Consider the following 26,306-nt stretch of genomic DNA (forward strand, 5'->3'; position numbering starts at 1 on the left):
GTTGTTCCGGCCTGCGATAACGCCCTCCGGGGGCACTTCTGCCCCCGGAATCTTCACAGGGGCAGACCGAGGGTCTATAGTCCGAAACTAGCAGTGCTAATTAAGCGGTGTGAGGAGTCCTCTCGTGCGTCCCGTCCACTTCGCGGCCGCCCGCCGCACCCCCATCGGCAAGCTGCGGGGATCCCTTTCCTCGGTACGGCCCGACGACCTCGCCGCGACCGTCGTCCGCGCCCTGGCCGACGTGCCCGACCTCGACCCCGCCCGGATCGACGACGTCTACTGGGGTGCCGCCAACCAGGCCGGCGAGGACAACCGCAACGTCGCCCGCATGGCCGCGCTGCTCGCCGGCCTCCCCGAGTCCGTGCCCGGCGCCACCGTCAACCGCCTCTGCGCGTCCGGCCTTGAGGCCGTGACCACGGCGGCCCGCACCATCGCCGCCGGCGAGGCCGACATCGTGATCGCGGGCGGCTCCGAGTCGATGAGCCGCGCCCCCTTCGTCCTGCCCCGCCCCGACGAGGCCCTGCCGCACCGCATCGAGACCGCCGACACCCGCCTCGGCTGGCGCCTGGTCAACCCCGCGATGCGGGACCTGCACGGCCTGCTCTCCATGGGCGAGACGGCGGAGGAGGTCGCCGAGCGCTACGGCATCCCCCGTGAACGCCAGGACGACTTCGCCCTGCGCAGCCACCAGCGCGCCGCCCTCGCCCGCAGATACGGCCACTTCGACGACGAACTCCTGCCCGTGGAACGGCCCGACGGGGTCGTCGTCGACACCGACGAGTGCGTCCGCGAGGACACCTCGTCCGAGAAGCTGTCCCGGCTGAAGCCGGTCTTCCGGGACGGCGGCACGGTCACCGCGGGCAACGCCTCCCCGATGAACGACGGCGCCGCCGGCCTCCTCCTGGTCAGCGAGGACGCCCTGCACGAGCTGGGCCTGGAGTCCCTGGGCCGCTACGTCGCCGGAGCCTCCGCGGGCGTCCACCCCGACGTCATGGGCATCGGCCCGGTCCCCGCCACCCGCAAGGTACTGGCCCGAGCCGGCTGGAGCATCGGCGACCTGGAGGAGGCCGAGTTCAACGAGGCCTTCGCGGCCCAGGCCCTGGCCTGCGTGGACCAGCTCGGCATCGACCCCGACCTGGTCAACCCGAGCGGCGGAGCCATCGCCCTCGGCCATCCGCTGGGCTGCTCGGGTGCCCGCATCCTGACGACGCTGCTCCACCGGATGCGGCGGACCGGGGCGGGCCGGGGCCTGGCGACGATGTGTGTCGGGGTGGGCCAGGGGAGTGCGGTGCTGGTCGAGCGGGCGTAGCCGCCGCGGACCGAGCCACTCGGTCGGTGCGCTGCAGCGCGTCCCATCGGTTGGCTGTCGGGCGCGGTCAGCCGCCGAGCGCGGTCGGGCCGAGGCCGGTGGGCAGCAGGCGCACGGCCAGCGCCGCGGCCTCCCGCGCCGTGGTGAACAGGCCGAGGTCCGCGGTGACGAAGCCCCGGCCCACCCCGTACCTGCCGTCGCTGCCCGCGGTCAGGCACGGCCCGACAGTGGTCAGGCCCGGCCGGGTGGTGGCCGAGAAGCGCAGCGCCCAGTGACTCGTGAACGGGTACAGCGCGCGCAGCGCCGGCTCGGCGTACGCCGCCTCGATCAGGGCCTGGTACGCCGCCTGCCAGTCGTACTCCAGTTCGCTCGCCTCCTGGCGCATGCCCTGCCACTCGGATTCCGTCAGGCGCGCGGGATCGTGGTCGGGCACCTCGAACCGGCCGGTCAGACGCACGAAGGGCGCCGCCCGGCGGACGTCCTCCAGGACCGCCCCGTCGTGCCACGCCCGGGCCGCCCTGGCCACCTTCCCCAGATCGTCCGTCCTGCCGTCGACGAGCGGGAGGCCCTGGAGCCGATCCGCGCCCCGGACCGACCACCGCCGTTCGTGCGCCCACGCGCTGATCCGCAGCGGCTCGCGGTGCGGGAGGAGGCTCGCCACCGTCGCGTGGAGCAGCGGAGCGGAATCCGGGGACGTGACGGGCACGAGGCCCAGGCAGCCTCCCGCTACCGCCCGGAGCGCTGCGGCGAGACTGCCGCAGGCCGCGGCATCGGGATACAGAACGGCGGGATCGGGAGGGGCGGACACGGCCGCTGATTATGCCCGACCGGCGAGACGGCCCTGCGGGCTCCGGTTCGTTGCACATAGCATCAGTGCTCGCATGAACACGATGACGCTCTGGCACATCACCGGCTGGGAGTTCGCCGCGCTCGCCTTCGCGGCCCTGCTCGTCGGCTTCTCGAAGACCGCCGTGAGCGGGGCCAACACGGTCAGCCTCGCCATCTTCGCCGCGGTGCTGCCCGCCCGCGCCTCCACCGGCGTGCTGCTGCCGGTGCTGATCGCCGGTGACCTGCTCGCCGTCGCCACCTACCGGCGGCACGCCCACTGGCCCACACTGTGGCGGCTGTTCCCGGCGGTCGCCGCGGGCGTCGTCGTCGGCACGGTGTTCCTGATGTGGGCGGACGACGCGATCGTACGGACCTCGATCGGCGCGATCCTGCTGCTGATGGCCGGAGTGACGGTCTGGCGCAGGCGTACGGCCGCCGCGGGACAGGAGCCCGAGCCGGAGTCGGTCACCAGCCGGGCGGGCCGGGTCAAGGCCCGCTCCTACGGCGTCCTCGGCGGCTTCACCACCATGGTCGCCAACGCGGGCGGCCCGGTGATGTCCATGTACCTGCTGTCCGCGGGCTTCCGCAAACTCGGCTTCCTCGGCACGTCGGCCTTCTTCTTCCTGATCGTCAACGTCTCCAAGCTGCCCTTCAGTGCCGGGCTCGGCCTGATCGACGGCCGCTCCCTGCTCCTCGACCTGGCGCTCGTGGTGTTCGTCGTGCCCGGCGCGTTCTTCGGCAAGTGGGCGGTCAACAAGATCAACCAGCGGTTGTTCGAACAGCTGGTCATCGCGGCGACGGTCGTGGGCGGCCTGCAGCTACTGCTGCGCTGACCCGCGATTGCCGCTGCGCTGATTCGCACTACCGCTGTGCCGACCCACCTACCGCTGTGCCGAACCCCGCAGCAGCGCCGGAAGGCCGGCGAAGGAGTCGATCACGTGGTCGGGCGTGCCGTCGGCGGCGCGGAGGTCCTCCGGCTGGAACTTGCCGGTCCGGACGAGGACCCCGGTGATCCCGGCCCGCTGCGCCGCGAGCACGTCGGACTCGATGTCGTCCCCGACCATCAGGGCCTCGCCCGCACCGGCGCCCAGCCTGGCCAGCGCCGCCTCGAAGAACGCCCGGGCCGGTTTGCCGGTGATCTCGGCCTCCACCCGGGCGGCCTGCTCAAGACCGGCCAGGAACGCCCCCGAGTCCAGCCGCAGCCCCTCGGCCGTACGCCAGTACAGGTTGCGGTGCATCGCCACCAGCCGGGCCCCGCGCTGGAGATGCCCGAACGCCCGGTCCAGCTCCGCGTAACCGAACTCCGGACCGGCCCCGCCGATCAGCACCACATCCGGCACGGTGGAGGAGTCCGCCGCGTCGACGACGGTCACCCCGTCGAGGTCCTCCGCGATGTCGCCGCTGTTCAGCAGGGCACAGCGGGCACCCGGACCGTGCTCGGCGAGGTAGCCGGCGGTGGCGGCGGGCGCGGTCAGGATGTCCTCGGCCGACACCGGGAACCCCGCGTCCGCGAGCGTCCCGGCGATCGACGCCCGCGTCCGGGACGTCGTGTTGGTGACCAGCAGCACGGCGAGCCCGGCTTCCCGGATCTCCCGCAACGCCTCCACGGCCCCCGGCAGGGGCCGCCACGAGACGGTCAGCACCCCGTCGATGTCGACGAGCACGGCACGCACGGACTCCATGCCTGGACGATAACCACGCCGCGCTGTGTCCGCCGGTCGGCCCGGGTCTCCAGCAGCGGGCAGGGCAGCAGCCGCCCGTCATGCCGAGCTGGTCGCCAGGGCCTTCGCCGGCACGCCCGGCAGGCCGTGGCTCAGGTCCTCCACCAGCAGCCGTTTCGCGATCGCGTCGACCGCGATCCGCAGGTCGCCGTCCGACGGGCGGCCGATGTCCTGCCCCAGCCGGTCCTCCAGCCAGGAGGCCCAGGCCCTGGTGATGACCGCGGCCTCGCGGGCGCCGGCCTCCGTGTGGGAGAGGAGGGGCCCGTGCCGGGTCAGGAACCCCTCGTCGACCATCCGCTCGAAGACCGGCAGCAGCACTTCGGGCGGCATCCGGCGCCGCGCGGCGATCAACCCGAGACTGGCATGACCGACCATCCGCGTGAACAGCTCGACCTGCATCACCGCCCAGGCCCCCGCCACATCGAGCCGCGTGTCCGACTCCAGGATGATCCGGCGCGCGGTGTCCAGGTCCGTACCGCCGATGATCTTGCCGACGGCGGCCTCGAGCACCCGCTGCGAGTCCGCGCCGTGCGGTGAGGCGAAACCCTCGCCCATGTCGGTCGACCCCGTTCGCGCGGTGTCGCGCAGCCGGACCTCCTTGAGGAACAGGGCGACGAGGAAGCCCAGTGCGGCGACCGGCACCGTCCACCGGAACACGGTCTGGAGGGTGTCGGCGTAGGCGTCGATGATCGGGCCGGCCGTGGCCGCCGGCAGCCGGTGCACGCCGTCCGGGCTGGTCGCCGCCCTGGCGACCACGTCCGGCTCCACGCCACCGGTCCGCGCCGCCTGCGCCACTCCCTCGCGGAGGTTGGGCGCCAGCGCGTTGGTGTAGATCGTGCCGAAGACGGCCGTGCCGAACGAGCTGCCCAGCGTACGGAAGAACGTCACCCCGGAGGTCGCCGTTCCCAGGTCGGCGTAGTCGACGGTGTTCTGCACCGCGATCGTCAGCACCTGCATGCACAGCCCGATGCCGGTGCCCATGACGAACATGTACAGCGACTCCAGCCCCGCGCCGGTGTCCGGCCCCATGAGGGACATGAGAAACAGGCCGGCGCCCATCACCAGTGCGCCGACGATCGGGAACACGCGATACCGTCCGGTCCTGCTGACGACGCTGCCGCTGAAGACCGACGCGATGAGCAGCCCGGCCACCATCGGCAGCGTCCGCACACCGGAGATTGTGGCCGAGTCGCCGTCGACGTACTGGAGATACGTCGGCAGATACGTCAGCGCGCCGAGCATCGCGAAGCCGACGATGAAGCTCAGCACCGAGCAGACGGTGAACACCGGGTTGGCGAACAGCCGCATGGGCAGCATCGGTTCGCGCGCCCGGATCTCCACCCAGCAGAACAGGCCGAGCGCGATCACCCCGCCCACGAACAGGGCGATGATCACGCCCGAACCCCACGCGTACTCGTTGCCGCCCCAGCTCGTCGCCAGGATCAGCGCGCTGGCGCCGAGCGCGACGAGCGCGATGCCCAGGTAGTCGATGACCGGCCGGGAGACGGACTTCACCACCGGAATGGTCCGGGCCGCCGCCAGGACGACGACCACCGCGATGGGGACGTTGACGTAGAACGCCCACCGCCACGTCAGATGGTCGGTGAACAGCCCGCCGAGCAGCGGCCCGATGACGGTGGACACACCGAACACCGCGCCGATCGCGCCCTGGTACTTGCCGCGCTCGCGCAGCGGGATGACGTCGGCGATCAGCGCCATCGACGTGACCATCAGCCCGCCCGCGCCGATGCCCTGCATCGCCCGCCAGGCGATCAGCAGGGACATGTTGGTGGCCAGACCGCACAGGAACGAGCCCGTGATGAAGACGATCGCCGAGACCTGGAAGACCACCTTGCGGCCGAACAGGTCGCCGAACTTGCCGACCAGCACGGTCGCGACGGTCTCCGCGAGGAGATACGAGGTGACCACCCACGACATGTGATCCGCCCCGCCGAGGTCCGAGACGATGGTCGGCAGAGCGGTGCCGACGATGGTCTGGTCGAGGGCCGCGAGCAGCATCCCCAGCATGATCGTCACGAAGACGACGTTGCGTCGACGGGTGTCCAGCACCGGGGGCTGCGAGGCGGGCAGTGTGGTTTCCTCCACGACGGTCACGACGTCACCTTCACACCTGTGGGCTACGTGCGCATGCCAGAACGTCCGCACGGGTGCCCGGTGATGTGCGCCTCAGTCGTGCCGGTCGGGTCGGTCGCGAGGGTGCCGGCGCAGCAGATACGTGTCCATGATCCAGCCCTTGCGCTCACGGGCCTCGGCACGCAGCCGCTCGATGCGGGGCGCGGCCTCGGCGATCGGGCCGGAGACGAGGATCTCGTCCGGGGTGCCGATGTAGGCGCCCCAGTAGATGTCGATGTCGTCCTGCATGTACCGCCGGAAGGCCTGGTGCGCGTCGAGCATCACCACCACATCGTCCACGCCCTCCGGGAAGCCCTCCGCGAGTCGCCGTCCGGTGGTGATCTGCACGGGCCGGGCGACCCGGTTGAGCCCCGTCCGGTGCCGCGCGGCGAGCGCCGAGACGCTGGATATGCCCGGCACGACGTCGTACTCGAACGCCACCGCGCCCCGCTCCAGCACCTCTTCCAGGATCCCCAGCGTGCTGTCGTACAGCGCGGGGTCGCCCCACACCAGGAACGCGCCCGTCTCCTCCGCGCCGAGCTCCTCGCCGATCAGCCGCTCGTAGACACCGGCGCGGGCGCTGCGCCAGTCCCCGACGGCGGGGGAGTAGGCCGCGCCGCCGGCGGCCCGGTCCCGCTTCGGGTCACGGGCCTCGACGACCCGGTACGACGCCCCGTCCGGTAGGTGCGCGTCGAGCATGTCCCGCCGCAGCCGGGTGAGGTCGGCCTTCACCTCGCCCTTGTCCAGGACGAAGAACACGTCCGTGCTCCGCAGCGCCCTGATGGCCTGGAGGGTGAGCTGCTCGGGGTCGCCCGCGCCGATACCGATGACATGAATCTTCCGCACCCCGCCGAGTCTCCCGCACCCCACTGACAACGCCGGGCGCGCCCCACTCCGGCACACGCCTCGCGCCGGGGGCTCGCGTCCCGGGTCCGGTGTCTGGGCTGGGGGCGGCGTGTCCGTGGCTGCTGCTGGGGGTGGCTGTAAGCCGGGGATCCGGGCCGTGTGCCCGTGCCCGGGTGCCCGGGGCGGGCGCGTGCCTGGCCGTAGCCGGGGTGGGTGTGTTCGTGCCGCGGGTGTGGATCCGGGCCCTGTGCCCGTGCCTGGGTGCCGGGGCATGGCCCCGCGCCTGTGGCCCCAGCCGGGGCCCCTGCACCGCGGGCGCCGGGCCCAGGTCGGCGCCCCGCGCTCGGCTCCGCACCGGGCGTGCTCGTACTCCCTGTCCCCCGGTCAGCGCCCAGCGGCCGCACCCCGCAACCGCGGCGCCCGAGCCCCCGCGTCCACCGGGCGGCGCTCCCTCTCCACCTCCTCGGCCAACTCCCGTGCCCAGGCGGCGACGCTGCCGATGTCGATCCCGTGCGGCGTCGCCTCGCCGGAGGCGGATGCCCACGCCTCGGCCGCGCCCGCACCGCGCCGCAGCAGGCGCGCCCCGCCCGTGAGGTTGCCGCGGGCGGTGTGGGTCAGGCCGACCGCGAGCTGGGCGAGGCCGCGCCACAGTTCCCGTTCCCTGTCGGGGCCCGACTTCCAGGCGTCCTCGAAGACCTCGTGCGCGTGGAACGGTTTCCCCTCGTCCAGCAGCCGCTGCGCCTCGGCGACGGTCTCCTCCGGCGTGCGGACGACGCCCTCGGGCTGCCGCGGCACGCCCGGCGCGTCGTACGGCAGCGGCCGGCCGAGGCCGTCCCGAGGCCGGGCGTTGCGCGCCCGCCCCTCGCTGTCGCGGTCCCGGGCGCCGCCGGACCGGCCCCCGACCGTGTTCCCCGTGTGGCCGGTGTTCTCGGAGCTTCCCCTGCTGTCTGTGCTGCCCATACGGCGATTGTCCCGCGCCGGGGGCCGACTTTCGGGATGGCCCGGGGTGTGGGGTAAAGTGCTGTTCGCGCGATCACGCGGTTCACCGCGGTGGGCGCGCACCGGGACGTGGCGCAGCTTGGTAGCGCACTTGACTGGGGGTCAAGGGGTCGCAGGTTCAAATCCTGTCGTCCCGACTTGCGATGGAGCAGGTCGGAGGCCATTTCCGTTGTTCGGAAGTGGCCTCTTCGTCGTTTCCCTTGTTACCGCGTCCGGCAACAGTGCACGGCTGCACACAACTGCCGTCCCACTCAGCTTCGGCGGCCTCTTCCACATCAATACGGCTCATGCACCGCGCCGGGGTCCTCTGCGAGTCACTGGGCGATTTGTCGCGATATGTGCTTGGTCTTGCTTTATGGGGCCCCTAGTGTTCGCCGGGAGGGAAGCGCTGCGAGGTCCGAGTCCTGTGCCACCGTCCGGAAACGAGGTGTGGAGCGCGTGCGCGCGAGGTGCGGCTGCCGGCCCCTTTCGGGTCAGATGGGACGTCCCAGGGGGACGCGATGGCTGCGAGCGTTCGCAGTTCTGCCGTTGCTGGCTTCGGTGCTCGCCGCTTGTGGCAGTGACGAGGGCTCCGGTAGGCCCACCCTGAACTGGTACAACTTCCCCGACGACTCCGGTGCGCTCCAGAAGGCGGCCGACCGGTGCAGCCAGGCGTCGGGCGGCCGCTACAGGATCAGCTACAACAAACTCCCGCGTGCGGCGGACGGCCAGCGCCAGCAGCTTGTCCGCAGACTCGCCGCCGAGGACGACTCGCTCGACATCCTGGGCCTGGACGTCACCTGGGCGGCGGAGTTCGCCGAGGCGCGCTGGATCCGGGAATGGACGGGGACGGCGAAACGGCAGGCCGTCGAGGGCACCCTGCGCGTACCGCTGCAGACCGCGACCTGGAAAGGCAAGCTGTACGCCGTCCCGTACAACACCAACACCCAGCTCCTGTGGTACCGCAAGGACCTGGTGCCCACCCCGCCCAGGACCTGGGCCGAAATGCTGGACATGGCCGGCGTCCTCGCGCGGCAGGGCAAGCCGCACTTCGTCGAGATCCAGGGCGCCCAGTACGAGGGTCTGACCGTCTGGTTCAACACGCTGATCAACAGTGCGGGCGGCTCCATCCTCAACGCGAGCGCGACCGAGCCTTCTCTCGGTCCTCCTGCCTCGCGGGCCGCCGGAATCATGCGTGATCTGGCGAAGTCCCCGGCCGCGGACCCCTCCCTGTCCAACCAGATGGAGGACCAGAACCGGCTCGCCATGGAGTCGGGGGTAGCGGCGTTCGAGATCAACTACCCGTTCGTCTATCCGTCGATGAAGGCGAACAACGCCGCGTTGTTCAAGAACTTTCGCTGGGCGCCGTACCCGCGGGTCGACGCGAACCGCCCGGCACGGCCCACGATCGGCGGCATCGATCTGGCTGTGAGCGCCTACTCGCGCCACCCCGACCTGGCCTTCGAGGCGGCGCTGTGCCTGCGTAACCGGGAGAACCAGCTCACGGCCGCGCTCGAGGGCGGTCTGCCGCCCACGTTGCGCAGCCTGTACGACGAGCCGGCGTTCATGAAGGCGTACCCGTTCTCGCGGGAGGTGCTGGCCGCCCTGCAGGAGGCGAGCGTACGGCCGCTCACTCCGGCCTACCAGAACATCTCGATCGCGATCTCCCACACGCTGTCCCCGCCGTCGGGGATCAAGCCGGAGAGCTCGATCGAGACCATCAGGGATCAGATCGACGATGCCCTGCGATCCGAGGGTGTGATCCCGTGAGCATGCAAGCGGAACCGGCCGGAGCACCGGTACCCCCCGAGGCAGAGCGGACACGGCAGGACAAGGCGGCGCTCTCGGTGGGCGCCCGGCAGGAGCGGCGGCTCGGCTGGCTGCTGTGCGCACCCGCCGTCGTCGTCATGCTCGCCGTGACCGCGTACCCCATCGGATACGCCGTCTACCTGTCCCTCCAGCGGTACGACCTGCGCTTTCCAGGGCAGGCGAAGTTCGTGGGCCTGAGCAACTACGGGGCCGTGCTGACCTCTCAGTTCTGGTGGGACGCGTTCTGGGTGACGCTGTTCGTCACCGCCGTGTCCGTGGCCATCGAGCTGGTCCTCGGCATGTGCCTCGCCCTGGTCATGCACCGCACGATCTTCGCGCGGGGCGTCGTCCGCACGTCGGTCCTCATCCCGTACGGCATCGTCACCGTGGTCGCCGCGTTCTCGTGGCAGTACGCCTGGACCCCGGACCTCGGCTACCTCGCCGAACTGCTGCCCGCAGGTGACGCTCCGCTGACCGAGCAGTGGCCGGCCCTGTGGCTGATCGTCCTCGCGGAAGTGTGGAAGACGACCCCGTTCATGGCCCTGCTGCTGCTCGCCGGCCTCGCCCTGGTCCCCGAGGAGACCCTGAGGGCGGCCATGGTGGACGGCGCCACCCCGTGGCAGCGTTTCACCAGGGTCATGGTGCCGCTGATGAAGCCGGCCATCCTGGTGGCGCTGCTCTTCCGCACACTGGACGCATTCCGGATCTTCGACAACATCTACATCCTGACCGCGGGGGCCCAGGGAACCGGCTCCGTGTCGATTCTCGGGTACGACAACCTGTTCACCGCGCTGAACCTGGGCATCGGGTCGGCGATCTCGGTCCTGATCTTCATCTGCGTCGGGATCATCGCCTTCGCCTTCGTCAAGCTGTTCGGCGCGGCTGCACCCGGCGCGGAGGTGAAGCGCTGATGGCCGCCGTAGGCAAAACGCACGCCGCCCGATGGACCGTCGTGAACGTCGTGGTGGTGCTGTACGCCCTGTTCCCGGTGTGGTGGATCGCCGCGCTGTCGTTCAAGGACCCCGGCACCCTCACCGACGGCGACTACATCCCGAGGGACTGGACCTGGGAGAACTACCGGGGCATCTTCGCGACCTCCGAGTTCACCCGGGCGCTGATCAACTCCATCGGCATCGCGCTCATCGCCACGGTGATCGCGGTGGCGCTGGGCACCATGGCCGCCTATGCGGTGGCCAGGCTGCGCTTCCCCGGCAAGCGGGTGCTCATCGGCATGTCACTGCTGATCGCCATGTTCCCGCCGATCTCGCTGGTGTCACCACTGTTCAACATCGAGCGGATCATCGGGATCTTCGACACCTGGGTCGGACTGATCATCCCGTACATGACCTTCTCCCTGCCGCTCGCGATCTACACCCTGTCGGCGTTCTTCCGGGAGATTCCCTGGGATCTGGAGAAGGCCGCCAAGGTCGACGGGGCGACGCCCGCGCAGGCCTTCCGGATGGTCATCGTGCCGCTGGCCGCGCCGGGCGTGTTCACCACGGCCATTCTCGTGTTCATCTTCTGCTGGAACGACTTCCTGTTCGCGATCTCGCTGACGTCCACCGAGGCCGCGCGCACGGTGCCTGCCGCGATCGCCTTCTTCACCGGGAGCTCCCAGTTCCAGCAGCCCACAGGGTCGATCGCCGCCGCCGCTGTGGTCATCACCATCCCGATCATCGTTTTCGTCCTGTTCTTCCAGCGGCGGATCGTCGCCGGACTGACCTCAGGGGCAGTCAAGGGGTGAACGGGCCGACCGCGGCAGACAGGCCACCGGTCCGCGACACCGACCGCGGTATCCGGACCCGGAAGGCATGAAGGCAAGGAGGCACCATCGATGGCCGAGATCATCCTTGAGGGAGTCACCAAGCGCTTTCCCGACGGGGCCCTCGCCGTGAAGGACGTGGACCTCGAGATCGCCGACGGCGAGTTCGTGATCCTGGTCGGTCCGTCGGGATGCGGCAAGTCCACCACACTGAACATGATCGCCGGACTTGAGGACATCACCGAGGGCACCCTGCGTATCGGAGACCGAGTCGTCAACGACCTGGCTCCCAAGGAACGCGACGTCGCCATGGTGTTCCAGAGCTATGCCCTGTACCCGCACATGAGCGTTGGGGAGAACATGGGCTTCCCGCTGCGCCTGGCCAAGGTGGACAAGGCCACCATCGACGCCAAGGTGGCGGAAGCCGCCCGGATCCTTGACCTGACCGAGCACCTGGACCGCAAGCCCGCCAACCTCTCGGGCGGCCAGCGCCAGCGCGTGGCCATGGGCCGGGCGATCGTCCGTGATCCCAAGGCGTTCTTGATGGACGAGCCGCTGTCCAACCTGGACGCAAAACTCCGGGTACAGATGCGCACCCAGATCTCCCGGCTGCAGCGCCGCCTCGGCACGACCACCGTGTACGTCACCCACGACCAGACCGAGGCGATGACGCTCGGCGACCGGGTCGTGGTCATGAGGCAGGGCCTGGTCCAGCAGATCGGCACACCCGCCGAGCTGTATGACCTCCCGCGCAACATCTTCGTCGCGGGTTTCATCGGCTCCCCGGCGATGAACTTCCTGAACGCCACCCTGGAGGGCGGTGTCCTGCGCTCGCCCGTGGGTGACCTTCCCCTCGACGACCGTACGAGGCAGGCACTGGAACGGCAGAACGCCCCCCGCCAGGTCATCCTCGGGCTTCGGCCGGAGGCATTCGAGGATGTGGCCGTGGCGCACGACCGTGACCGAACGCGCCCGGTCTTCACCATCACCGTGGAGGTACTGGAGTCGCTGGGCTCCGATGTGTATGTCTACTTCACCGCGGAGGGAGGTCCCGCGACGAGCGCCGAGTTGGAGGAGCTGGCCACGGACTCGGGCATGCGCGACACCGGCGCTGACGCCAGTCACATGGTGGCCCGCCTGGACGCCGCCACGCGTGCCCGCGAGGGCGAACCCGTGGAGCTGCAGGTCGACATGGCCAAGGCGCACGTGTTCGACCCGGGAACCGGAGCCAACCTCACGCATCCGTTGAGGGCGGCCTGACGACGCACCACACAGGGCGCGATGCACATGGCCTTTTGCGTTGTGCGGTCCCATGGTGCGGCCTCCCTTTCCGCCGCACGCCCTTGACCTCAAGTGCGCTCCAAGCTGAAGACTCCCCTTGCCGCCCCGAGATCCGGGGCGGCAAGGGAGGGAGCAACAGCCATGCGCTACCGCACGATCGGCACGGACCCGCGCACCCGCCGCGAGGTGAGCGTGCTCGCCCTCGGCGCGATGCTGTTCGGCTCGGTGACGGACGAGAAGACGTCCTTCGCCGTCCTCGACCGGTACGTCGAGGCCGGCGGGAACTTCATCGACACGTCCGACAACTACGCCTTCTGGGCCGACGGCGGCCAGGGCGGCCAGAGCGAGGAGCTCCTCGGCCGCTGGCGGCGCAGCCGCGGCATCGGCGACGAGATCGTCATCGCGACCAAGCTCGGCGCCCGCCCCCTGGCCCCCGGCACCAGCTACGTCGACAACCCCGAAGGCCTGTCGGCGAAGGTGATCCGGGAGTCCGCCGAACGCAGCCGCGAGCGGCTCGGCGTGGCGAAGCTCGACCTGCTGTACGCCCACATCGAGGACCACAAGGTCCCCCTCCGGGAGACCGTCGAGGGCTTCGCCGACCTGGTCGCCGAGGGCACCGTAGGACTGCTCGGCGTCAGCAACCACGCGACCTGGCGGGTCGAGCGGGCCCGCGCCCTCGCCGCCGCGGCCGGACTGCCCGGCTACGAGGTGCTCCAGTACGCGCACAGCCACCTGCGCCCCCGCACCGACGTACCCGAGGCCCTCTTCCCGGACGGCAGCCTCGGCCACGCCGGCCCCGACCTGCTCGGCTACCTGAGGGCCGAGCCCGGCCTGACCCTGGTCGCCTACTCGCCCCTGCTGAAGGGTGCCTACACCCGCCCGGACCGGCTGCCCGCGGACTTCGACCACCCCGGCACCCCGGTGAGGCTGGCGGCGCTGCGGGAGGTGGCCCGGGAGACCGGGGCGACCGTCAACCAGGTCGTGCTGGCCTGGCAGATCGGCGGCGACCTGCCCATCGTTCCGCTCGCCGGGGTCTCCTCGCTGGCTCAGCTGGAGGAGAACCTCGCCGCGGTGGACCTGGAACTGACCGCCGAGCAGCGGGCCAGGCTGGACGCGGCCCACTGAGCTCGTGGGACCGTGGAGGGAACCGGACATCCGGACCTCCGGAAGGAGCACCGGCCATGACCACCCACCCGGCCCACCCCGCCGCACGGTCGATCAGGACCACCCCCGAAGGCCTCATGTGGGAGCCCAGCGAGCGCTGGGTGCGCGGCCGCAAGGGCGACATCACCGTCGTCGACAGCCGGCACCCCGTCCTCGTCTGGGAACCCCACCTGCCCGTGCCGCAGTACGCCTTCCCGCACGACGACGTCCGCACCGACCTCCTCCGCCCGGCGCAGGACCCGCCCACCGGCAAGCACACCGGCTCCCGGATCTTCTACGACCTCGACGCCGACGGCGAGGTGCGCCCGAACGCGGCCTGGACGTTCCCCGCCGACGACCTGGCGGGCCACATCGCCTTCGAGTGGTTCCGGCGCACCGACACGGGCCTCGACCACTGGTACGAGGAGGAGGAAGAGATCTTCATCCACCCCCGTGACCCGCACAAACGCGTCGACGCGCTGCCGAGCAGCCGCCAGGTGCAGGTCGAGATCGACGGCCAGGTCGTCGCGGACACCCACGCCCCCGTGCTGCTCTTCGAGACCTCCCTGCCGACCCGCTATTACTTCCCCCGCGAGGACGTCCGCCTGGACCTGTTCGACGGCACCGACCACAGCACCGGATGTCCCTACAAGGGCACCGCCGAGTACTGGTCCTGGCGCGGCGGGGGCGATGTGCCGCCCGACATCGTCTGGAGCTACCCCGACCCGCTGCCCGCGGTGGCGGCGATCCAGGGGCGCGTCGCCTTCTTCAACGAGGCCGTCGACATCACGCTGGACGGCGAGCGCCTGGAGCGCCCGGAGACGCCGTTCAGCGGGATGCTGCGGAAGGCGAGCCGCACCCGGAACCGCCCGTGAAGCTGTCGAGCAGCGCGTCGAGCCCGGCAGCGAGACCCTCGGGGCCGCCCCGCTCGGCGAGCGCCGCCGCGGTCTCCCGCAGCGTCGGCAGCTCCTTGGCGGACAGACGGTGCAGCCCGAGCCGGAAGGCGGGATCGGTCTCGTCCGGATTGTCCACCATGCAGCCGCGTGGCCAGCAGCGGCACGGCCTGGGGGTGCGCGAGGCACACGTCGTAGGTCGTGCGGGCGATCCGGTGCAGTTCGGCTCGCCATTCGGCGTCCTCGCCGTCGTCCGTGTATACGTACGACTTTGCACCTGGTCGGAGGTCGGTCAAGGCCTCACCAGCAACTGGAAGTCGAACGTGTACCGCGACGCCCGGTAGAGGTGCGTCCCGTACTCGACCGCGCGCCCGGTGTCGTCGTACGCCGTGCGCTGCATGGTGAGCAGCGCCGCGCCCTCCTCCTCGTCCAGACGGGCGGCCTCCCGCGCGGTGGCCGCGCGGGCGCTGACGCGCTGCCGGGCGCTGTGCAGGGTGATGCCCGCCGAGCGCATGATCCGGTACAGCCCCGTCGACTCCAGGCGGGCGTCGTCGAGGTCCACGACAGACGCCGGCAGGTAGTTGCACAGCAGGGCCACCGGCTGGCCGTGTGTGCAGCGCAGCCGCTCCAGGACGGTGACCTCGCCGCCCTCCGCGACGCCGAGGGCGGCGGCCACGTCGCAGGAGGCCGGGACGACCTCGTGGCGCACGACCTGTGTGGTGGGCCCCTGCCCGGCCTCCTCCAGGTCGTCGTAGAGGCTGCTCAGCTCCAGCGGGCGCTTGACCTGGCTGTGCACCACCTGCGTGCCCACCCCGCGCCGCCGGACCAGCAGCCCCTTGTCCACGAGGGACTGGATGGCCTGGCGGACGGTGGGACGGGACAGGCCGAGGCGCACCGAGAGGTCGACCTCGTTGCCCAGGAGGTCCCCCGGCGCGAGGACCCCGTGCTCGATCGCCGCCTCCAGCTGCCGCGCGAGCTGGTAGTACAGCGGCACGGGACTGCCCCGGTCCAGGGCGAAGTCCAGCGAGCTGAGCGCAGGCGCGGCAGCGGTACGGGCCCGGCCACCGGTCCTCGCCATGGATGAACCCCCCTTTCGGACGTCAGGAGTTGCTCGGGAAACCGAGGTTGATGCCGCCGGCGTCCGCCGGGTCCGGCCAGCGCGTGGTGATGACCTTGCCCTGGGTGTAGAAGGCGATGCCGTCGTTGCCGTAGACGTGCAGGTCGCCGAAGAGCGAGTCCTTCCAGCCGCCGAAGGAGTGGTAGCCGACCGGGACCGGGATCGGCACGTTGACGCCGACCATGCCCGCCTTGACCTCCAGCTGGAAGCGGCGCGCCGCGCCGCCGTCCCGGGTGAAGATCGCGGTGCCGTTGCCCCAGCGGGAGTCGTTGATCAGCTTGATGGCCTCCTCGTACGTCTCCGCGCGGACCACGCACAGCACCGGGCCGAAGATCTCGTCCCGGTACGCGTCCGCCGTCAGCGGCACCCGGTCCAGGAGGGAGACGCCGAGGAAGAAGCCGTCCTCGTGGCCGTCGACCGAGAAGCCGGTGCCGTCGACCACGACCTCGGCGCCCTGCTCGGCCGCGCCCGCCACGTACGAGGCGACCTTGTCGCGGTGCTCGCGAGTGATCAGCGGACCCATCTCGGACGCCGGGTCGTTGCCGGGGCCGATCTTCAGGTTCTTCGCCCGCTCCGCGATCTTGCCGACCAGCTCGTCGCCGGTGTCGCCGACCGCGACCACGACCGACACGGCCATGCAGCGCTCGCCCGCGGAGCCGTAGGCCGCGTTGATCGCCTGGTCGGCGGCGAGGTCCAGGTCCGCGTCGGGCAGGACCAGCATGTGGTTCTTGGCGCCGCCCAGGGCCTGCACGCGCTTGCCGTGCTCGACTGCCTTGAGCTGGATGTACTTGGCGATCGGGGTCGAGCCGACGAAGGAGACCGCCTCGATGTCCGGGTGCTCCAGGATGCGGTCCACGGCCGTCTTGTCGCCCTGCACGATGTTCAGGACGCCGTCCGGCAGGCCCGCTTCACTGGCCAGCTCGGCCAGGCGGAAGGAGGCCGACGGGTCCTTCTCCGACGGCTTCAGCACGAACGTGTTGCCGCACGCGATGGCCAGCGGGAACATCCACATCGGCACCATCGCCGGGAAGTTGAACGGCGTGATGCCCGCGACCACGCCCAGCGGCTGGCGGATCGAGGCGACGTCGACCCGCGTGGAGACCTGCGTGGACAGCTCGCCCTTGAGCTGGACGCTGATCCCGCACGCGAGTTCGACGATCTCCATGCCGCGCGCGACCTCGCCGAGCGCGTCGGAGTGCACCTTGCCGTGCTCGGCGGTGATCAGCTCGGCGATCTCGTCGCGGTGGGCGTCCAGCAGCTCGCGGTACTTGAACAGCACCGCCGTGCGCTTGGCGAGCGAGGAGTCGCCCCAGGACTCGAAGGCGGCCTTGGCGGAGGCGACGGCGGCGTCCACCTCGTCGACGGTCGCGAACGCGACCTGCTTCTCCTGGGCGCCGGTGGCCGGGTTGTAGACGGGGCCGAAGCGGCCGGAGGTGCCTTCGACGGGCTTGCCGTCGATCCAGTGGGTGATGGTCTTCATGGTGCGCAAGGGCCTTTCGTGGAGCCTGAGTTCACGGGGAGTTCGCGGGGAGTTCGCGGATGTTCAGAGGTGACGGCGGCGTCCGGCGACCTGGCGGTCGTAGCGCTCGCGTGCCTCGACGGCGGCCTCGCGGGAGGCGGTCTCGGCCACCGGCACGTCCCACCAGGCCTCGGCCGGGGGAGCGGTCGGGGCCGGGTCGGTCTCGACGTACACGCACGTCGGCCGGTCGGAGGCACGAGCCGTGGCCAGCGCCTCGCGCAGCTCGCGCACCGTCTTGGCGCGCAGGACCTCCATGCCGAGGCTGGCGGCGTTGGCGGCCAGGTCGACCGGCAGTGGGGCGCCGGTGAAGGTGCCGTCGGCGGCCCGGAACCGGTAGGCGGTGCCGAACCGCTCGCCGCCGGTCTCCTCCGACAGACCGCCGATGGAGGCGTAGCCGTGGTTCTGGAGGAGCACGATGTTGAGCGGCAGGCCCTCCTGGACGGCCGTGACGATCTCCGTCGGCATCATCAGGTAGGTGCCGTCGCCGACCAGCGCCCACACCGGTGTGCGGGGAGCGGCCTGCTGGACGCCGATGCCGGCCGGGATCTCGTAGCCCATGCAGGAGTAGCCGTACTCCAGGTGGTACTGGCGCGGGCTGCGGGAGCGCCACAGTTTGTGCAGGTCGCCGGGGAGCGAGCCGGCCGCGTTGATCACCACGTCGTCGTCGCCGACGGCCGCGTCCAGCGCGCCGAGCACCTGCGTCTGGGTCGGGACCGCGCTCTCGTCGTCGGCGCGGTAAGCGGCCTCGACGACCTCGTCCCAGCGCTCCTTGCCGGCGCGGTACGCGGCCTCGTACTCCTCGCTCACCCGGTGGCCGGAGAGCGCCTCCAGCAGCCTTTCAAGGCCGGACCTCGCGTCGCACACCAGCGTGCGCGCGGCCAGCTTGTGCGCGTCGAAGCCGGTGATGTTGAGGTTGAGGAACCGCACGCCCGGGTTCTGGAAGAGCGTGCCGGAGGCGGTGGTGAAGTCCGTGTAGCGGGTGCCGACACCGATGACGAGGTCGGCGGTGCGGGCGAGGTCGTCGCTGACCGCCGTGCCGGTGTGGCCGATGCCGCCGAGGTCGGCGGGGTGGTCGTACCGCAGGGCGCCCTTGCCGGCCTGGGTGGAGGCGACGGGGATGCCGGTGGCGTCCACGAAGGCCTTCAGGGCCGCCTCGGCCTCGCTGTGGTGGACGCCTCCGCCCGCCACGATCAGGGGCCGCTCGGCCGACCGGATCGCCTCGACGGCCGCCGTCAGCTCCACCGGGTCCGGCGCGGGACGCCGTACGTACCAGACGCGCTCGGCGAAGAACTCCTCCGGCCAGTCGTACGCCTCCGCCTGCACGTCCTGCGGCAGGGCGAGGGTGACGGCGCCGGTCTCGGCCGGGTCGGCCAGCACGCGCATGGCCTGGAGCGCCGACGGGATGAGCGCCTCGGGGCGGGTGATGCGGTCGAAGTACCTGGACACCGGGCGCAGGGTGTCGTTGACCGACACATCGGCCTCGACCGGGTGCTCCAGCTGCTGGAGCAGCGGGTCCGGGGCGTGCGAGGCGAAGTAGTCGCCGGGCAGGAGCAGCACCGGCAGCCGGTTGATCGTCGCCAGGGCCGCACCGGTGACCAGGTTGGTGGCGCCCGGGCCGATCGAGGTCGTCACCGCCTGCGCGGACAGGCGGTTCAGCTGCCGGGCGTAGCCGACCGCCGCGTGCACCATCGACTGCTCGTTGCGTCCCTGGTGGAACGGCATGACGTCCTCGCCCGCCTCCAGGAGCGCCTGGCCGACGCCGGCCACGTTGCCGTGGCCGAAGATGCCCCAGGTCCCGGCGATCAGCCGGCGCCGCACGCCGTCCCGCTCGGTGTACTGGACGGACAGGAACCGCACCAGCGCCTGGGCGGTCGTCAGTCGGCGGGTGGTGGCGTTCATGCGGAGGTCTCCGGGGCGGTGTAGAGAGGGAGTCGGGGATCGACCGGCTGGTCGGGCCAGGTGTCGCGGACCCAGGCGTGGTCGGGGTGGTCGCAGATCAGCCAGGCGCGCTCGGCCTCCGGGCCCGCCATGACGTTGAGGTAGTACATGTGGTGGCCGGGCGTGGCCATCGACGGTCCGTGCCAGCCGTCCGGGATCAGGACGACGTCGCCGTCGCGGACCTCCGCCAGCACGTCGGTGTCCCGGCCCGGACCGGACGGGGAGACGCGCTGGTAGCCGAGGCCGGGGATGCCGTCGTGGCCGGCGAACTCGAAGTAGTAGATCTCCTCCAGCACGGACTCCTCGCCCGGCCGGTGCTCGTCGTGCTTGTGCGGCGGGAACGACGACCAGTTGCCGCCCGGGGTGATCACCTCGACCGCGATGAGCTTGTCGCACTCGAACACGCCCGCCGCGCCGAAGTTGTTGACCTGCCGGGAGCAGTTCCCGGTGCCGCGCAGCTCCACGGGCACCTCGGAGGCCGGGCCGTAGCGGGCGGGCAGCCGGCGGGTGCAGCGCGCGCCGGTCAGCGCGAACCGGCCGCCGGCGGCGGAGGTCACGCTCGCCCGGGCGTCGCGCGGCACGTACGCGAAGTCGCTGACGCCGCTGAAGACGTCCCGGCGGCCCTGGAGCTCGAAGGTGTCCTGGCCGAAGTCGTCCGTCGCGGCGACCGTGCAGCCGCCGCTCAGCGGGACGACGATCCACTCGCTGTCGCCGGTGTCGAAGGAGTGCGTGCCGCCCGGCGGCAGCTCCAGGATCCGCAGGCTGGAGTGGTCCCAGCCGGCCTTCTCGGGCGTGACGTCGACGATGTAGGGGCCGCCGAGGGCCTTACCCGCGGGAAGGTGATACGTCATCGTGTGCCTTTCGGATCACAGCGGAGCGACTCACAACAGACAGATTCGACAGGCCTGTTCACAGCAGACCGACGGCCGTGTCCACCGCCTCTTCCACGCTGCCCCCGGCCGGGTAGAGCAGCGAGCGCCCGACGACCATGCCCTGCACGGTGGGCAGGCGCAGGGCCTTGCGCCAGCGTTCGTACGCGCCCTCCTGGTCGCCGCCGACCTCGCCGCCGAGCAGCACGACGGGGAGCGTGGAGGTCTCCAGGACCTGGGCCATGTCGTCCGGGTCGTCGGTGACGGGCAGCTTCAGCCAGGTGTAGGCGGAGGTGCCGCCCAGGCCGGCGGAGATCGCGATGGACCGGGTGACGGCCTCGGCGGACAGGTCGTTGCGCACCGTGCCGTCGACCCGCCGGGAGATGAACGGCTCGACGAACAGGGGGAGCTGCCGGGCCGCCATGGCGTCGATCGCCCGCGCGGTGGACTCCAGGGTGGTGAGGGAGCCCGGGTCGTCGTAGTCGATGCGGACCAGGAGCTTGCCCGCGTCGAAGCGGAGCCGGGCGATGTCCTCGGCGCGGTGGCCGGTGAAACGGTCGTCCATCTCGAACGAGGCGCCGGCGAGGCCGCCGCGGTTCATCGAGCCCATGACGACCTTGTTCTCCAGCACCCCGAGCAGGAGCAGGTCCTCCAGGATGTCGGCGGTGGCGAGCACCCCGTCGACACCGGGCCTCGACAGCGCGACGCAGAGCCGTTCCAGCAGATCGGCGCGGTTGGCCATGGCCAGGCGCCGGTCGCCGACCCCGAGGGCGCCGCGCGCCGGGTGGTCGGCGGCCACGATCATCAGCCGGCCGCTGTCGCCGATCAGCGGGCGGCGCACCCGGCGGGCCGCCGCCTCGGCGACGGCCTCGGGATTGCGGGCCCGGACCGTGGTGAGGTCGGGGATGCCGATGTTCAATGCAGGCTCCGTTCAGTGACTCGTGCTCGGCGACGGCACCGTGGCCAGGAGGTCCTCGACCTCGGACTCGGCGGGCATCGCGGAGGAGCAGGCGAGGCGGGAGGCGACGAGGGCGCCGGCGGCGTTGGCGTGCCGCATGGTCTTCTCCAGGTCCCAGCCGGCGAGCAGACCGTGGCAGAGGGAGCCGCCGAAGGCGTCGCCGGCGCCCAGGCCGTTGACCACCTCGACCGGCACCGGCGGTACTTCGGCCCGGGTGCCGTCGCGGTGCACGGCCAGGACGCCCTTGGGGCCCTGTTTGACGACGGCCAGTTCCACGCCCGCCTCCAGCAGCGCGTCGGCGCAGGCCTGCGGCTCGCGCACGCCGGTGGCGATCTCGCACTCGTCGAGGTTGCCGACCGCGACGGTGGCGTGGCGCAGCGCCTCGCGGTAGTACAGGCGGGCCTCCTCGGGGTCGGCCCAGAACATCGGCCGCCAGTCGAGGTCGAAGACGGTGATGCCCGCCTTGTCGCGGGCCTTGAGGGCGGCGAGCGTGGCGGAGCGGCTCGGCTCCTCGCTCAGGCCGGTCCCGGTGATCCAGAAGATCCGGGCCCCGCGGATCGCGAAGAAGTCCAGCTCGTCGGTCTGGATCTCCAGGTCGGGAGCCTTGGGGCGGCGGTAGAAGTACAGCGGGAAGTCGTCCGGCGGGAAGATCTCGCAGAAGGTGACCGGCGTCGGGTAGGCGTCGACCGGGGTGACCCAGCGGTCGTCCACGCCGAAGGACGTCAGCTCCTCGTGCAGATAGGTGCCGAAGGGGTCGTTGCCGGTCCGGGTGATCACGGCCGTACGGCGTCCGAGGCGCGCCGCGGCGACCGCCACATTGGCCGCCGAACCTCCCAGAAATTTCCCGAACGTCTCCACCTGGGGGAGCGGGACGCCGGTCTGGAGGGGATAGAGGTCGACCCCGATGCGGCCCATCGTGATCAAGTCGAAATACTGGGCTGGCCCGGCCATGCGCGACCTCCTCGGGAAGCTGGGGATGCGGGTCCGGAGCCGTCCTGACACCGTGGGGCGTGGATGACCTGGGACCTGCCGCCCTACAGGTGTAGGGGGCGGAGGACGGCCCTGTCAATAGTTTGTACTTACATTCGGACCTGCTTGTGAAATGATGTCTTAACAAAGTATTGACAGCGAGCGCGGCAAGGACTTGGATCCCGTGGCATCGCAACAGTGTGTTTGCGGCATCATGATCCGGACTCCGTAAGGCTCCGGGACCACGGATCCCTCGTGATCCCCTCCCCTTTCCCCCGCAGTAGCACAGTGAGGTGCCAGGAAAGATGGACCGCTCTTCTCACCCCCGCTCCCGCAGGATCGCGCCGGTTGTCGCCGTTGCCGCGGCGGCGGCCCTGACCCTCGCCGGCTGCTCCAGCAGTTCCGGGGGCAAGAAGTCGGAGGAAGGCGCCGCGAACGCCTCCGCCGGCAAGGCGACCACGCCCCGTATGACGGTCGCCCTGGTCACGCACCAGGCGCCCGGTGACACCTTCTGGGACACCGTGCGCAAGGGCGCCGAGGCCGCCGCCGCCAAGGACAACATCAAGCTCGTCTACTCCGCCGACCCGAACGCGGGCAACCAGGCCAACCTGGTCCAGAACGCGATCGACCAGAAGGTCGACGGCATCGCCGTCACCCTGGCCAAGCCGGACGCCCTCAAGGGCGTCATAGGCAAGGCCGAGAAGTCCGGCATACCCGTGGTCGGACTCAACTCCGGCCTGAGCGACTGGAAGAAGCTCAACCTGCTGGAGTTCTTCGGCCAGGACGAGTCCGTTGCCGGCGAGGCCTTCGGCAAGAAGCTGAACGAGGTCGGCGCCAAGAAGGTCCTCTGCGTCATGCAGGAGCAGGGCAACGTCGGCCTGACGCAGCGCTGCGACGGTGTGGCGAAGACCTTCGAGGGCAAGGTCGACCCGCAGAACGTCAACGGCACCGACATGCCGGCCGTGAAGTCGACGATCACCGCCAAGCTGAAGCAGGACCCCTCCATCGACTACGTCGTCACGCTGGGCGCCCCCTTCGCGCTGACCGCGGTGCAGTCGGTCGGCGACGCCGGCAGCAAGGCGAAGGTCGCCACCTTCGACCTCAACAAGGACCTCATCAAGGCCATCAAGGGCGGCGACATCCAGTTCGCGGTCGACCAGCAGCCCTACCTCCAGGGCTACCTGGCCGTCGACGGCCTGTGGCTCTACAAGAACAACGGCAACTACAGCGGCGGCGGCGAGCAGCCCGTGCTGACCGGCCCGGCCTTCGTCGACAAGTCCAACGTCGACAAGATCGGGGAGTTCGCCGCGAAGGGCACCCGGTGATGAGCATGACCCAGCAGGCCACGCCGGCGGTGGACACACCGCCGGCCCCCGGCCAGAAGCAGTCCGACGGCCGGACACGGCAGCGCCCCCTGGCGCTGCGGCTGCTCGCCCGGCCCGAGGTCGGCGTCTTCCTCGGCGCCGTCGCCGTGCTCGTGTTCTTCCTGTTCGCGGCACCGCCGGTGCGCGACGGCAGCTCGATGGCCAACATCCTCTACCAGTCGTCGACCATCGGGATCATGGCGCTGCCCGTGGCCCTGCTGATGATCGGCGGCGAGTTCGACCTGTCGGCCGGTGTCGCCGTGGTCACCTCGGCGCTCACCGCGTCGATGCTCAGCTACCAGCTGACCATGAACGTCTGGGTGGGCGTGATCGTCGCCCTGCTCGTGTCGCTCGCGATCGGCGCGTTCAACGGCTGGCTGCTGGTCAAGACCGGCCTGCCGAGCTTCCTGGTCACCCTGGGGACCTTCCTGATCCTCCAGGGCGTGAACCTCGCGATCACCAAGCTGGTCACCGGCAACGTCGCCACCGACGACATCAGCGACATGGACGGCTTCGGCCAGGCGCAGAAGATCTTCGCGTCGACGTTCGAGGTCGGCGGGGTCAACGTCAAGATCACCGTCGTGTGGTGGCTGGTCTTCGCGGCCCTGGCCACCTGGGTGCTGCTGCGCACCAAGTACGGCAACTGGATCTTCGCGGTCGGCGGCAACAAGTACTCCGCCCGGGCCGTCGGTGTCCCGGTGACCTTCACCAAGATCTCCCTGTTCATGCTGGTCGGCTTCGGCGCCTGGTTCGTCGGCATGCACCAGCTGTTCTCCTTCAACACCGTCCAGTCCGGCGAGGGCGTGGGCCAGGAGCTCATCTACATCGCCGCGGCCGTCATCGGCGGCTGTCTGCTGACCGGTGGCTACGGCTCCGCGATCGGCCCGGTCTTCGGCGCCTTCATGTTCGGCATGGTGCAGCAGGGCATCGTCTACGCCGGCTGGAACCCCGACTGGTTCAAGGCCTTCCTCGGCGTGATGCTCCTCGGCGCCGTCCTCATCAATCTGTGGGTCCAGCGCACGGCGACCCGGAGGTGACCGCAATGACCAGCAACGAAACCGGCACCCACGGGGCCGTCCTGAAGGACACGCCGCCCGCGGAGGACCGAGCCCTCGTCGAACTCCGCGGCGCGGGCAAGTCCTACGGCAACATCCGCGCCCTGCACGGCGTCGACCTGAAGGTCTTCCCCAACCGGGTCACCTGCGTCCTCGGCGACAACGGCGCCGGCAAGTCCACCCTCATCAAGATCATCTCGGGTTTGCACCAGCACACCGAGGGCGAGTTCCTCGTCGACGGCGAACCGGTGCGCTTCTCCACCCCGCGCGAGGCCCTCGACAAGGGCATCGCCACGGTCTACCAGGACCTCGCGGTCGTCCCGCTGATGCCGGTGTGGCGCAACTTCTTCCTCGGCTCCGAGATGACCAAGGGCCCCTGGCCCGTCCGCCGTCTCGACATCGAGAAGATGAAGAAGACCGCCGACGAGGAACTGCGCAACATGGGCATCGTCCTCGACGACATGGAGCAGCCCATCGGCACGCTCTCCGGCGGCCAGCGCCAGTGCGTCGCGATCGCCCGCGCCGTCTACTTCGGTGCCCGCGTCCTCATCCTGGACGAGCCGACCGCCGCCCTCGGCGTCAAGCAGTCCGGTGTGGTGCTGAAGTACATCGCCGCCGCCCGCGAGAAGGGCCTGGGCGTCATCTTCATCACCCACAACCCGCACCACGCCTACATGGTCGGCGACCACTTCAGCGTGCTGCGCCTGGGCACCATGGAACTGTCCGCCTCCCGCAGCGAGGTCAGCCTCGAGGAGCTGACCAACCACATGGCCGGCGGCACCGAACTGGCCTCCCTCAAGCACGAGTTGGCGCAGGTCCGCGGCGTCGACGTCGAGGAGCTCCCCGAGGCGGGAGACCTCACCGCCCCCGTAGCCACGTCTTCGGAAGGAAAGTCCTGACATGGCCCTCGCGCTCGACCGCATCCGGGTCGGCTCCGCACCCGACTCCTGGGGCGTCTGGTTCCCCGACGACCCCCAGCAGGTGCCCTGGGAACGCTTCCTCGACGAGGTCGCCGAGGCCGGCTACTCGTGGATCGAACTCGGCCCGTACGGCTACCTGCCGACCGACCCGGCCCGGCTCACCGACGAGGTGACCAAGCGGAACCTGAAGGTCTCCGCCGGCACGATCTTCTGCGGCCTGCACCGCGGCCCGTCCGAGTGGGACTCCACCTGGGAGCAGGTCAGCCGGGTCGCCGCCCTCACCCAGGCCATGGACGCGAAGCACCTGGTCGTCATCCCGTCCTTCTGGCGGGACGACAAGACCGCCGAGATCCTGGAGCCCCCGGAGCTCACCACCGAGCAGTGGCGCAACCTCACCACGGGCATGGAGCGCCTCGGCCGTGAGGTGAAGGACCGCTACGGCCTGGACATCGTCGTCCACCCGCACGCCGACACCCACATCGACACCGAGGAGCACGTCGAGCAGTTCCTCGACTCGACCGACTCCGACGCGGTCAACCTCTGCCTGGACACGGGCCACTACGCCTACTGCGGCGGCGACAGCGTCAAGCTGATCGAGACGTACGGCGAGCGCATCGGCTACCTGCACCTCAAGCAGGTCGACCCGGACATCCTCGCCGACGTGGTCAAGAACGAGGTCCCGTTCGGACCCGCCGTGGCGCGCGGAGTGATGTGCGAACCGCCCGCCGGTGTCCCCGAGCTGGGTCCGGTGCTCACGGCCGCCCAGAAGCTGGGCGTGGACCTGTTCGCCATCGTCGAGCAGGACATGTACCCCTGCGAGCCGGACAAGCCGCTGCCGATCGCGGTGCGCACCCGCAAGTTCCTGAGGTCCTGCGGCGCCTGACGACCCGAAAG

The 26,306-nt window shown here is 70.7% G+C and carries 23 protein-coding genes, 1 tRNA gene and 1 pseudogene; 13 read left to right on the top strand and 12 right to left on the bottom strand.

Annotated features, from left to right (window positions below; translation table 11 throughout):
- The first annotated feature begins 124 nt into the window (after positions 1-124).
- Entirely contained in the window at positions 125-1,309 is a 1,185-nt protein-coding gene (locus tag QF034_RS35615; RefSeq protein ID WP_307178785.1) for a thiolase family protein, read from the top strand.
- A 67-nt stretch (positions 1,310-1,376) separates the two neighbouring features.
- Here QF034_RS35615 and QF034_RS35620 read toward each other — a convergent pair whose 3' ends face one another.
- On the bottom strand, positions 1,377-2,015 hold the full coding sequence (locus QF034_RS35620; protein ID WP_307178786.1) for a DUF6193 family natural product biosynthesis protein: 639 nt from the start codon (positions 2,013-2,015) through the stop codon (positions 1,377-1,379).
- 175 nt (positions 2,016-2,190) lie between these two features.
- On the opposite strand from QF034_RS35620, the gene QF034_RS35625 reads away from it, so the two are divergent.
- Complete coding sequence (locus QF034_RS35625) at positions 2,191-2,970, top strand: sulfite exporter TauE/SafE family protein (protein WP_307178787.1); 780 nt, start codon at positions 2,191-2,193, stop codon at positions 2,968-2,970.
- Between the two features lie 48 nt (positions 2,971-3,018).
- Here QF034_RS35625 and QF034_RS35630 read toward each other — a convergent pair whose 3' ends face one another.
- The 4 genes from QF034_RS35630 to QF034_RS35645 all read right to left on the bottom strand — a co-directional run bounded on the left by QF034_RS35630 (position 3,019) and on the right by QF034_RS35645 (position 7,797).
- A complete protein-coding gene (locus QF034_RS35630; protein WP_307178788.1) occupies positions 3,019-3,819 on the bottom strand; it encodes an HAD-IIA family hydrolase in 801 nt (266 codons plus the stop codon).
- A 78-nt stretch (positions 3,820-3,897) separates the two neighbouring features.
- Entirely contained in the window at positions 3,898-5,973 is a 2,076-nt protein-coding gene (locus QF034_RS35635; RefSeq protein WP_307178789.1) for an MDR family MFS transporter, read from the bottom strand.
- Positions 5,974-6,045: 72 nt separating this feature from the next.
- Entirely contained in the window at positions 6,046-6,837 is a 792-nt protein-coding gene (gene cobF / locus QF034_RS35640; RefSeq protein ID WP_307178790.1) for a precorrin-6A synthase (deacetylating), read from the bottom strand.
- Between the two features lie 384 nt (positions 6,838-7,221).
- A complete protein-coding gene (locus tag QF034_RS35645) occupies positions 7,222-7,797 on the bottom strand; it encodes a DUF309 domain-containing protein (RefSeq protein ID WP_307178791.1) in 576 nt (191 codons plus the stop codon).
- A 102-nt stretch (positions 7,798-7,899) separates the two neighbouring features.
- Between QF034_RS35645 and QF034_RS35650 the strand changes: the two genes are divergently transcribed.
- The 7 genes from QF034_RS35650 (at position 7,900) to QF034_RS35680 (ending at position 14,685) form a co-directional block, all read left to right on the top strand.
- Positions 7,900-7,973, top strand: a tRNA-Pro gene (locus tag QF034_RS35650).
- Between the two features lie 391 nt (positions 7,974-8,364).
- The gene (locus QF034_RS35655; RefSeq protein ID WP_307178792.1) at positions 8,365-9,585 is read left to right on the top strand and encodes an ABC transporter substrate-binding protein; all 1,221 of its coding nucleotides are present in this window, start codon (positions 8,365-8,367) and stop codon (positions 9,583-9,585) included.
- Positions 9,582-10,535, top strand: a complete 954-nt coding sequence (locus QF034_RS35660) for a carbohydrate ABC transporter permease (protein ID WP_370880906.1) — start codon at positions 9,582-9,584, stop codon at positions 10,533-10,535. The genes QF034_RS35655 and QF034_RS35660 overlap by 4 nt, the downstream gene beginning before the upstream one ends.
- Positions 10,535-11,368 (top strand): carbohydrate ABC transporter permease, encoded by an 834-nt coding sequence (locus QF034_RS35665; RefSeq protein WP_307178793.1) that lies wholly within the window; start codon positions 10,535-10,537, stop codon positions 11,366-11,368. The genes QF034_RS35660 and QF034_RS35665 overlap by 1 nt, the downstream gene beginning before the upstream one ends.
- 90 nt (positions 11,369-11,458) lie before the next feature.
- Positions 11,459-12,646: an ABC transporter ATP-binding protein gene (locus QF034_RS35670; RefSeq protein ID WP_307178794.1), complete on the top strand. Its 1,188-nt coding sequence runs from the start codon at positions 11,459-11,461 to the stop codon at positions 12,644-12,646.
- Between the two features lie 162 nt (positions 12,647-12,808).
- Complete coding sequence (locus QF034_RS35675) at positions 12,809-13,792, top strand: aldo/keto reductase (RefSeq protein WP_307178795.1); 984 nt, start codon at positions 12,809-12,811, stop codon at positions 13,790-13,792.
- Between the two features lie 56 nt (positions 13,793-13,848).
- Positions 13,849-14,685, top strand: coding sequence for a DUF427 domain-containing protein (locus tag QF034_RS35680; protein WP_307178796.1), 837 nt, complete (start codon positions 13,849-13,851; stop codon positions 14,683-14,685).
- Here the strand turns inward: QF034_RS35680 and QF034_RS35685 are convergent.
- The 7 genes and pseudogenes from QF034_RS35685 to iolC all read right to left on the bottom strand — a co-directional run.
- A pseudogene (locus tag QF034_RS35685) lies at positions 14,639-14,936 on the bottom strand (TetR/AcrR family transcriptional regulator); the annotation flags it as partial. The gene QF034_RS35680 and the pseudogene QF034_RS35685 overlap by 47 nt on opposite strands.
- A 59-nt stretch (positions 14,937-14,995) precedes the next feature.
- Positions 14,996-15,781, bottom strand: coding sequence for a GntR family transcriptional regulator (locus tag QF034_RS35690; protein ID WP_307178797.1), 786 nt, complete (start codon positions 15,779-15,781; stop codon positions 14,996-14,998).
- Between the two features lie 22 nt (positions 15,782-15,803).
- Complete coding sequence (locus QF034_RS35695; RefSeq protein WP_307180060.1) at positions 15,804-17,300, bottom strand: CoA-acylating methylmalonate-semialdehyde dehydrogenase; 1,497 nt, start codon at positions 17,298-17,300, stop codon at positions 15,804-15,806.
- A gap of 63 nt (positions 17,301-17,363) precedes the next feature.
- On the bottom strand, positions 17,364-19,238 hold the full coding sequence (gene iolD, locus QF034_RS35700) for a 3D-(3,5/4)-trihydroxycyclohexane-1,2-dione acylhydrolase (decyclizing) (protein WP_307178798.1): 1,875 nt from the start codon (positions 19,236-19,238) through the stop codon (positions 17,364-17,366).
- Positions 19,235-20,128: a 5-deoxy-glucuronate isomerase gene (iolB, locus tag QF034_RS35705; RefSeq protein ID WP_307178799.1), complete on the bottom strand. Its 894-nt coding sequence runs from the start codon at positions 20,126-20,128 to the stop codon at positions 19,235-19,237. Before iolB ends, iolD begins: the two co-directional genes overlap by 4 nt.
- A gap of 58 nt (positions 20,129-20,186) precedes the next feature.
- Positions 20,187-21,065, bottom strand: a complete 879-nt coding sequence (locus QF034_RS35710) for a Cgl0159 family (beta/alpha)8-fold protein (protein ID WP_086561861.1) — start codon at positions 21,063-21,065, stop codon at positions 20,187-20,189.
- Positions 21,066-21,077: 12 nt separating this feature from the next.
- A complete protein-coding gene (iolC, locus tag QF034_RS35715) occupies positions 21,078-22,055 on the bottom strand; it encodes a 5-dehydro-2-deoxygluconokinase (protein ID WP_307178800.1) in 978 nt (325 codons plus the stop codon).
- A 323-nt stretch (positions 22,056-22,378) separates the two neighbouring features.
- On the opposite strand from iolC, the gene QF034_RS35720 reads away from it, so the two are divergent.
- The 4 genes from QF034_RS35720 to QF034_RS35735 are packed head-to-tail and all read left to right on the top strand — an operon-like array spanning position 22,379 to position 26,295.
- Positions 22,379-23,398 carry a sugar ABC transporter substrate-binding protein gene (locus QF034_RS35720; protein WP_307178801.1) on the top strand — a complete coding sequence of 340 codons (1,020 nt, stop codon included), beginning with the start codon at positions 22,379-22,381 and terminating at the stop codon, positions 23,396-23,398.
- Positions 23,398-24,474, top strand: a complete 1,077-nt coding sequence (locus QF034_RS35725) for an ABC transporter permease (RefSeq protein ID WP_307178802.1) — start codon at positions 23,398-23,400, stop codon at positions 24,472-24,474. Before QF034_RS35720 ends, QF034_RS35725 begins: the two co-directional genes overlap by 1 nt.
- Before the next feature lie 5 nt (positions 24,475-24,479).
- Entirely contained in the window at positions 24,480-25,391 is a 912-nt protein-coding gene (locus QF034_RS35730) for an ATP-binding cassette domain-containing protein (protein ID WP_020271623.1), read from the top strand.
- A 1-nt stretch (position 25,392) separates the two neighbouring features.
- Positions 25,393-26,295 carry a sugar phosphate isomerase/epimerase family protein gene (locus QF034_RS35735; RefSeq protein ID WP_307178803.1) on the top strand — a complete coding sequence of 301 codons (903 nt, stop codon included), beginning with the start codon at positions 25,393-25,395 and terminating at the stop codon, positions 26,293-26,295.
- Positions 26,296-26,306: the final 11 nt, after the last annotated feature.

It is taken from the genome of Streptomyces africanus (assembly GCF_030816955.1).
Classification (GTDB): domain Bacteria; phylum Actinomycetota; class Actinomycetes; order Streptomycetales; family Streptomycetaceae; genus Streptomyces; species Streptomyces africanus.

Excerpts from the sequence above, each read along its gene's own strand:
- QF034_RS35630 (WP_307178788.1), bottom strand. The coding sequence starts at position 3,819 with ATGGAGTCCGTGCGTGCCGTGCTCGTCGACATCGACGGGGTGCTGACC.
- QF034_RS35645 (WP_307178791.1), bottom strand. The coding sequence starts at position 7,797 with ATGGGCAGCACAGACAGCAGGGGAAGCTCCGAGAACACCGGCCACACG.
- QF034_RS35665 (WP_307178793.1), top strand. The coding sequence starts at position 10,535 with ATGGCCGCCGTAGGCAAAACGCACGCCGCCCGATGGACCGTCGTGAAC.
- QF034_RS35680 (WP_307178796.1), top strand. The coding sequence starts at position 13,849 with ATGACCACCCACCCGGCCCACCCCGCCGCACGGTCGATCAGGACCACC.
- QF034_RS35735 (WP_307178803.1), top strand. The coding sequence starts at position 25,393 with ATGGCCCTCGCGCTCGACCGCATCCGGGTCGGCTCCGCACCCGACTCC.
- QF034_RS35725 (WP_307178802.1), top strand. The coding sequence starts at position 23,398 with ATGAGCATGACCCAGCAGGCCACGCCGGCGGTGGACACACCGCCGGCC.
- QF034_RS35670 (WP_307178794.1), top strand. The coding sequence starts at position 11,459 with ATGGCCGAGATCATCCTTGAGGGAGTCACCAAGCGCTTTCCCGACGGG.
- iolB (WP_307178799.1), bottom strand. The coding sequence starts at position 20,128 with ATGACGTATCACCTTCCCGCGGGTAAGGCCCTCGGCGGCCCCTACATC.
- iolD (WP_307178798.1), bottom strand. The coding sequence starts at position 19,238 with ATGAACGCCACCACCCGCCGACTGACGACCGCCCAGGCGCTGGTGCGG.
- QF034_RS35675 (WP_307178795.1), top strand. The coding sequence starts at position 12,809 with ATGCGCTACCGCACGATCGGCACGGACCCGCGCACCCGCCGCGAGGTG.
- QF034_RS35730 (WP_020271623.1), top strand. The coding sequence starts at position 24,480 with ATGACCAGCAACGAAACCGGCACCCACGGGGCCGTCCTGAAGGACACG.
- QF034_RS35625 (WP_307178787.1), top strand. The coding sequence starts at position 2,191 with ATGAACACGATGACGCTCTGGCACATCACCGGCTGGGAGTTCGCCGCG.
- QF034_RS35690 (WP_307178797.1), bottom strand. The coding sequence starts at position 15,781 with ATGGCGAGGACCGGTGGCCGGGCCCGTACCGCTGCCGCGCCTGCGCTC.
- QF034_RS35720 (WP_307178801.1), top strand. The coding sequence starts at position 22,379 with ATGGACCGCTCTTCTCACCCCCGCTCCCGCAGGATCGCGCCGGTTGTC.
- iolC (WP_307178800.1), bottom strand. The coding sequence starts at position 22,055 with ATGGCCGGGCCAGCCCAGTATTTCGACTTGATCACGATGGGCCGCATC.
- QF034_RS35695 (WP_307180060.1), bottom strand. The coding sequence starts at position 17,300 with ATGAAGACCATCACCCACTGGATCGACGGCAAGCCCGTCGAAGGCACC.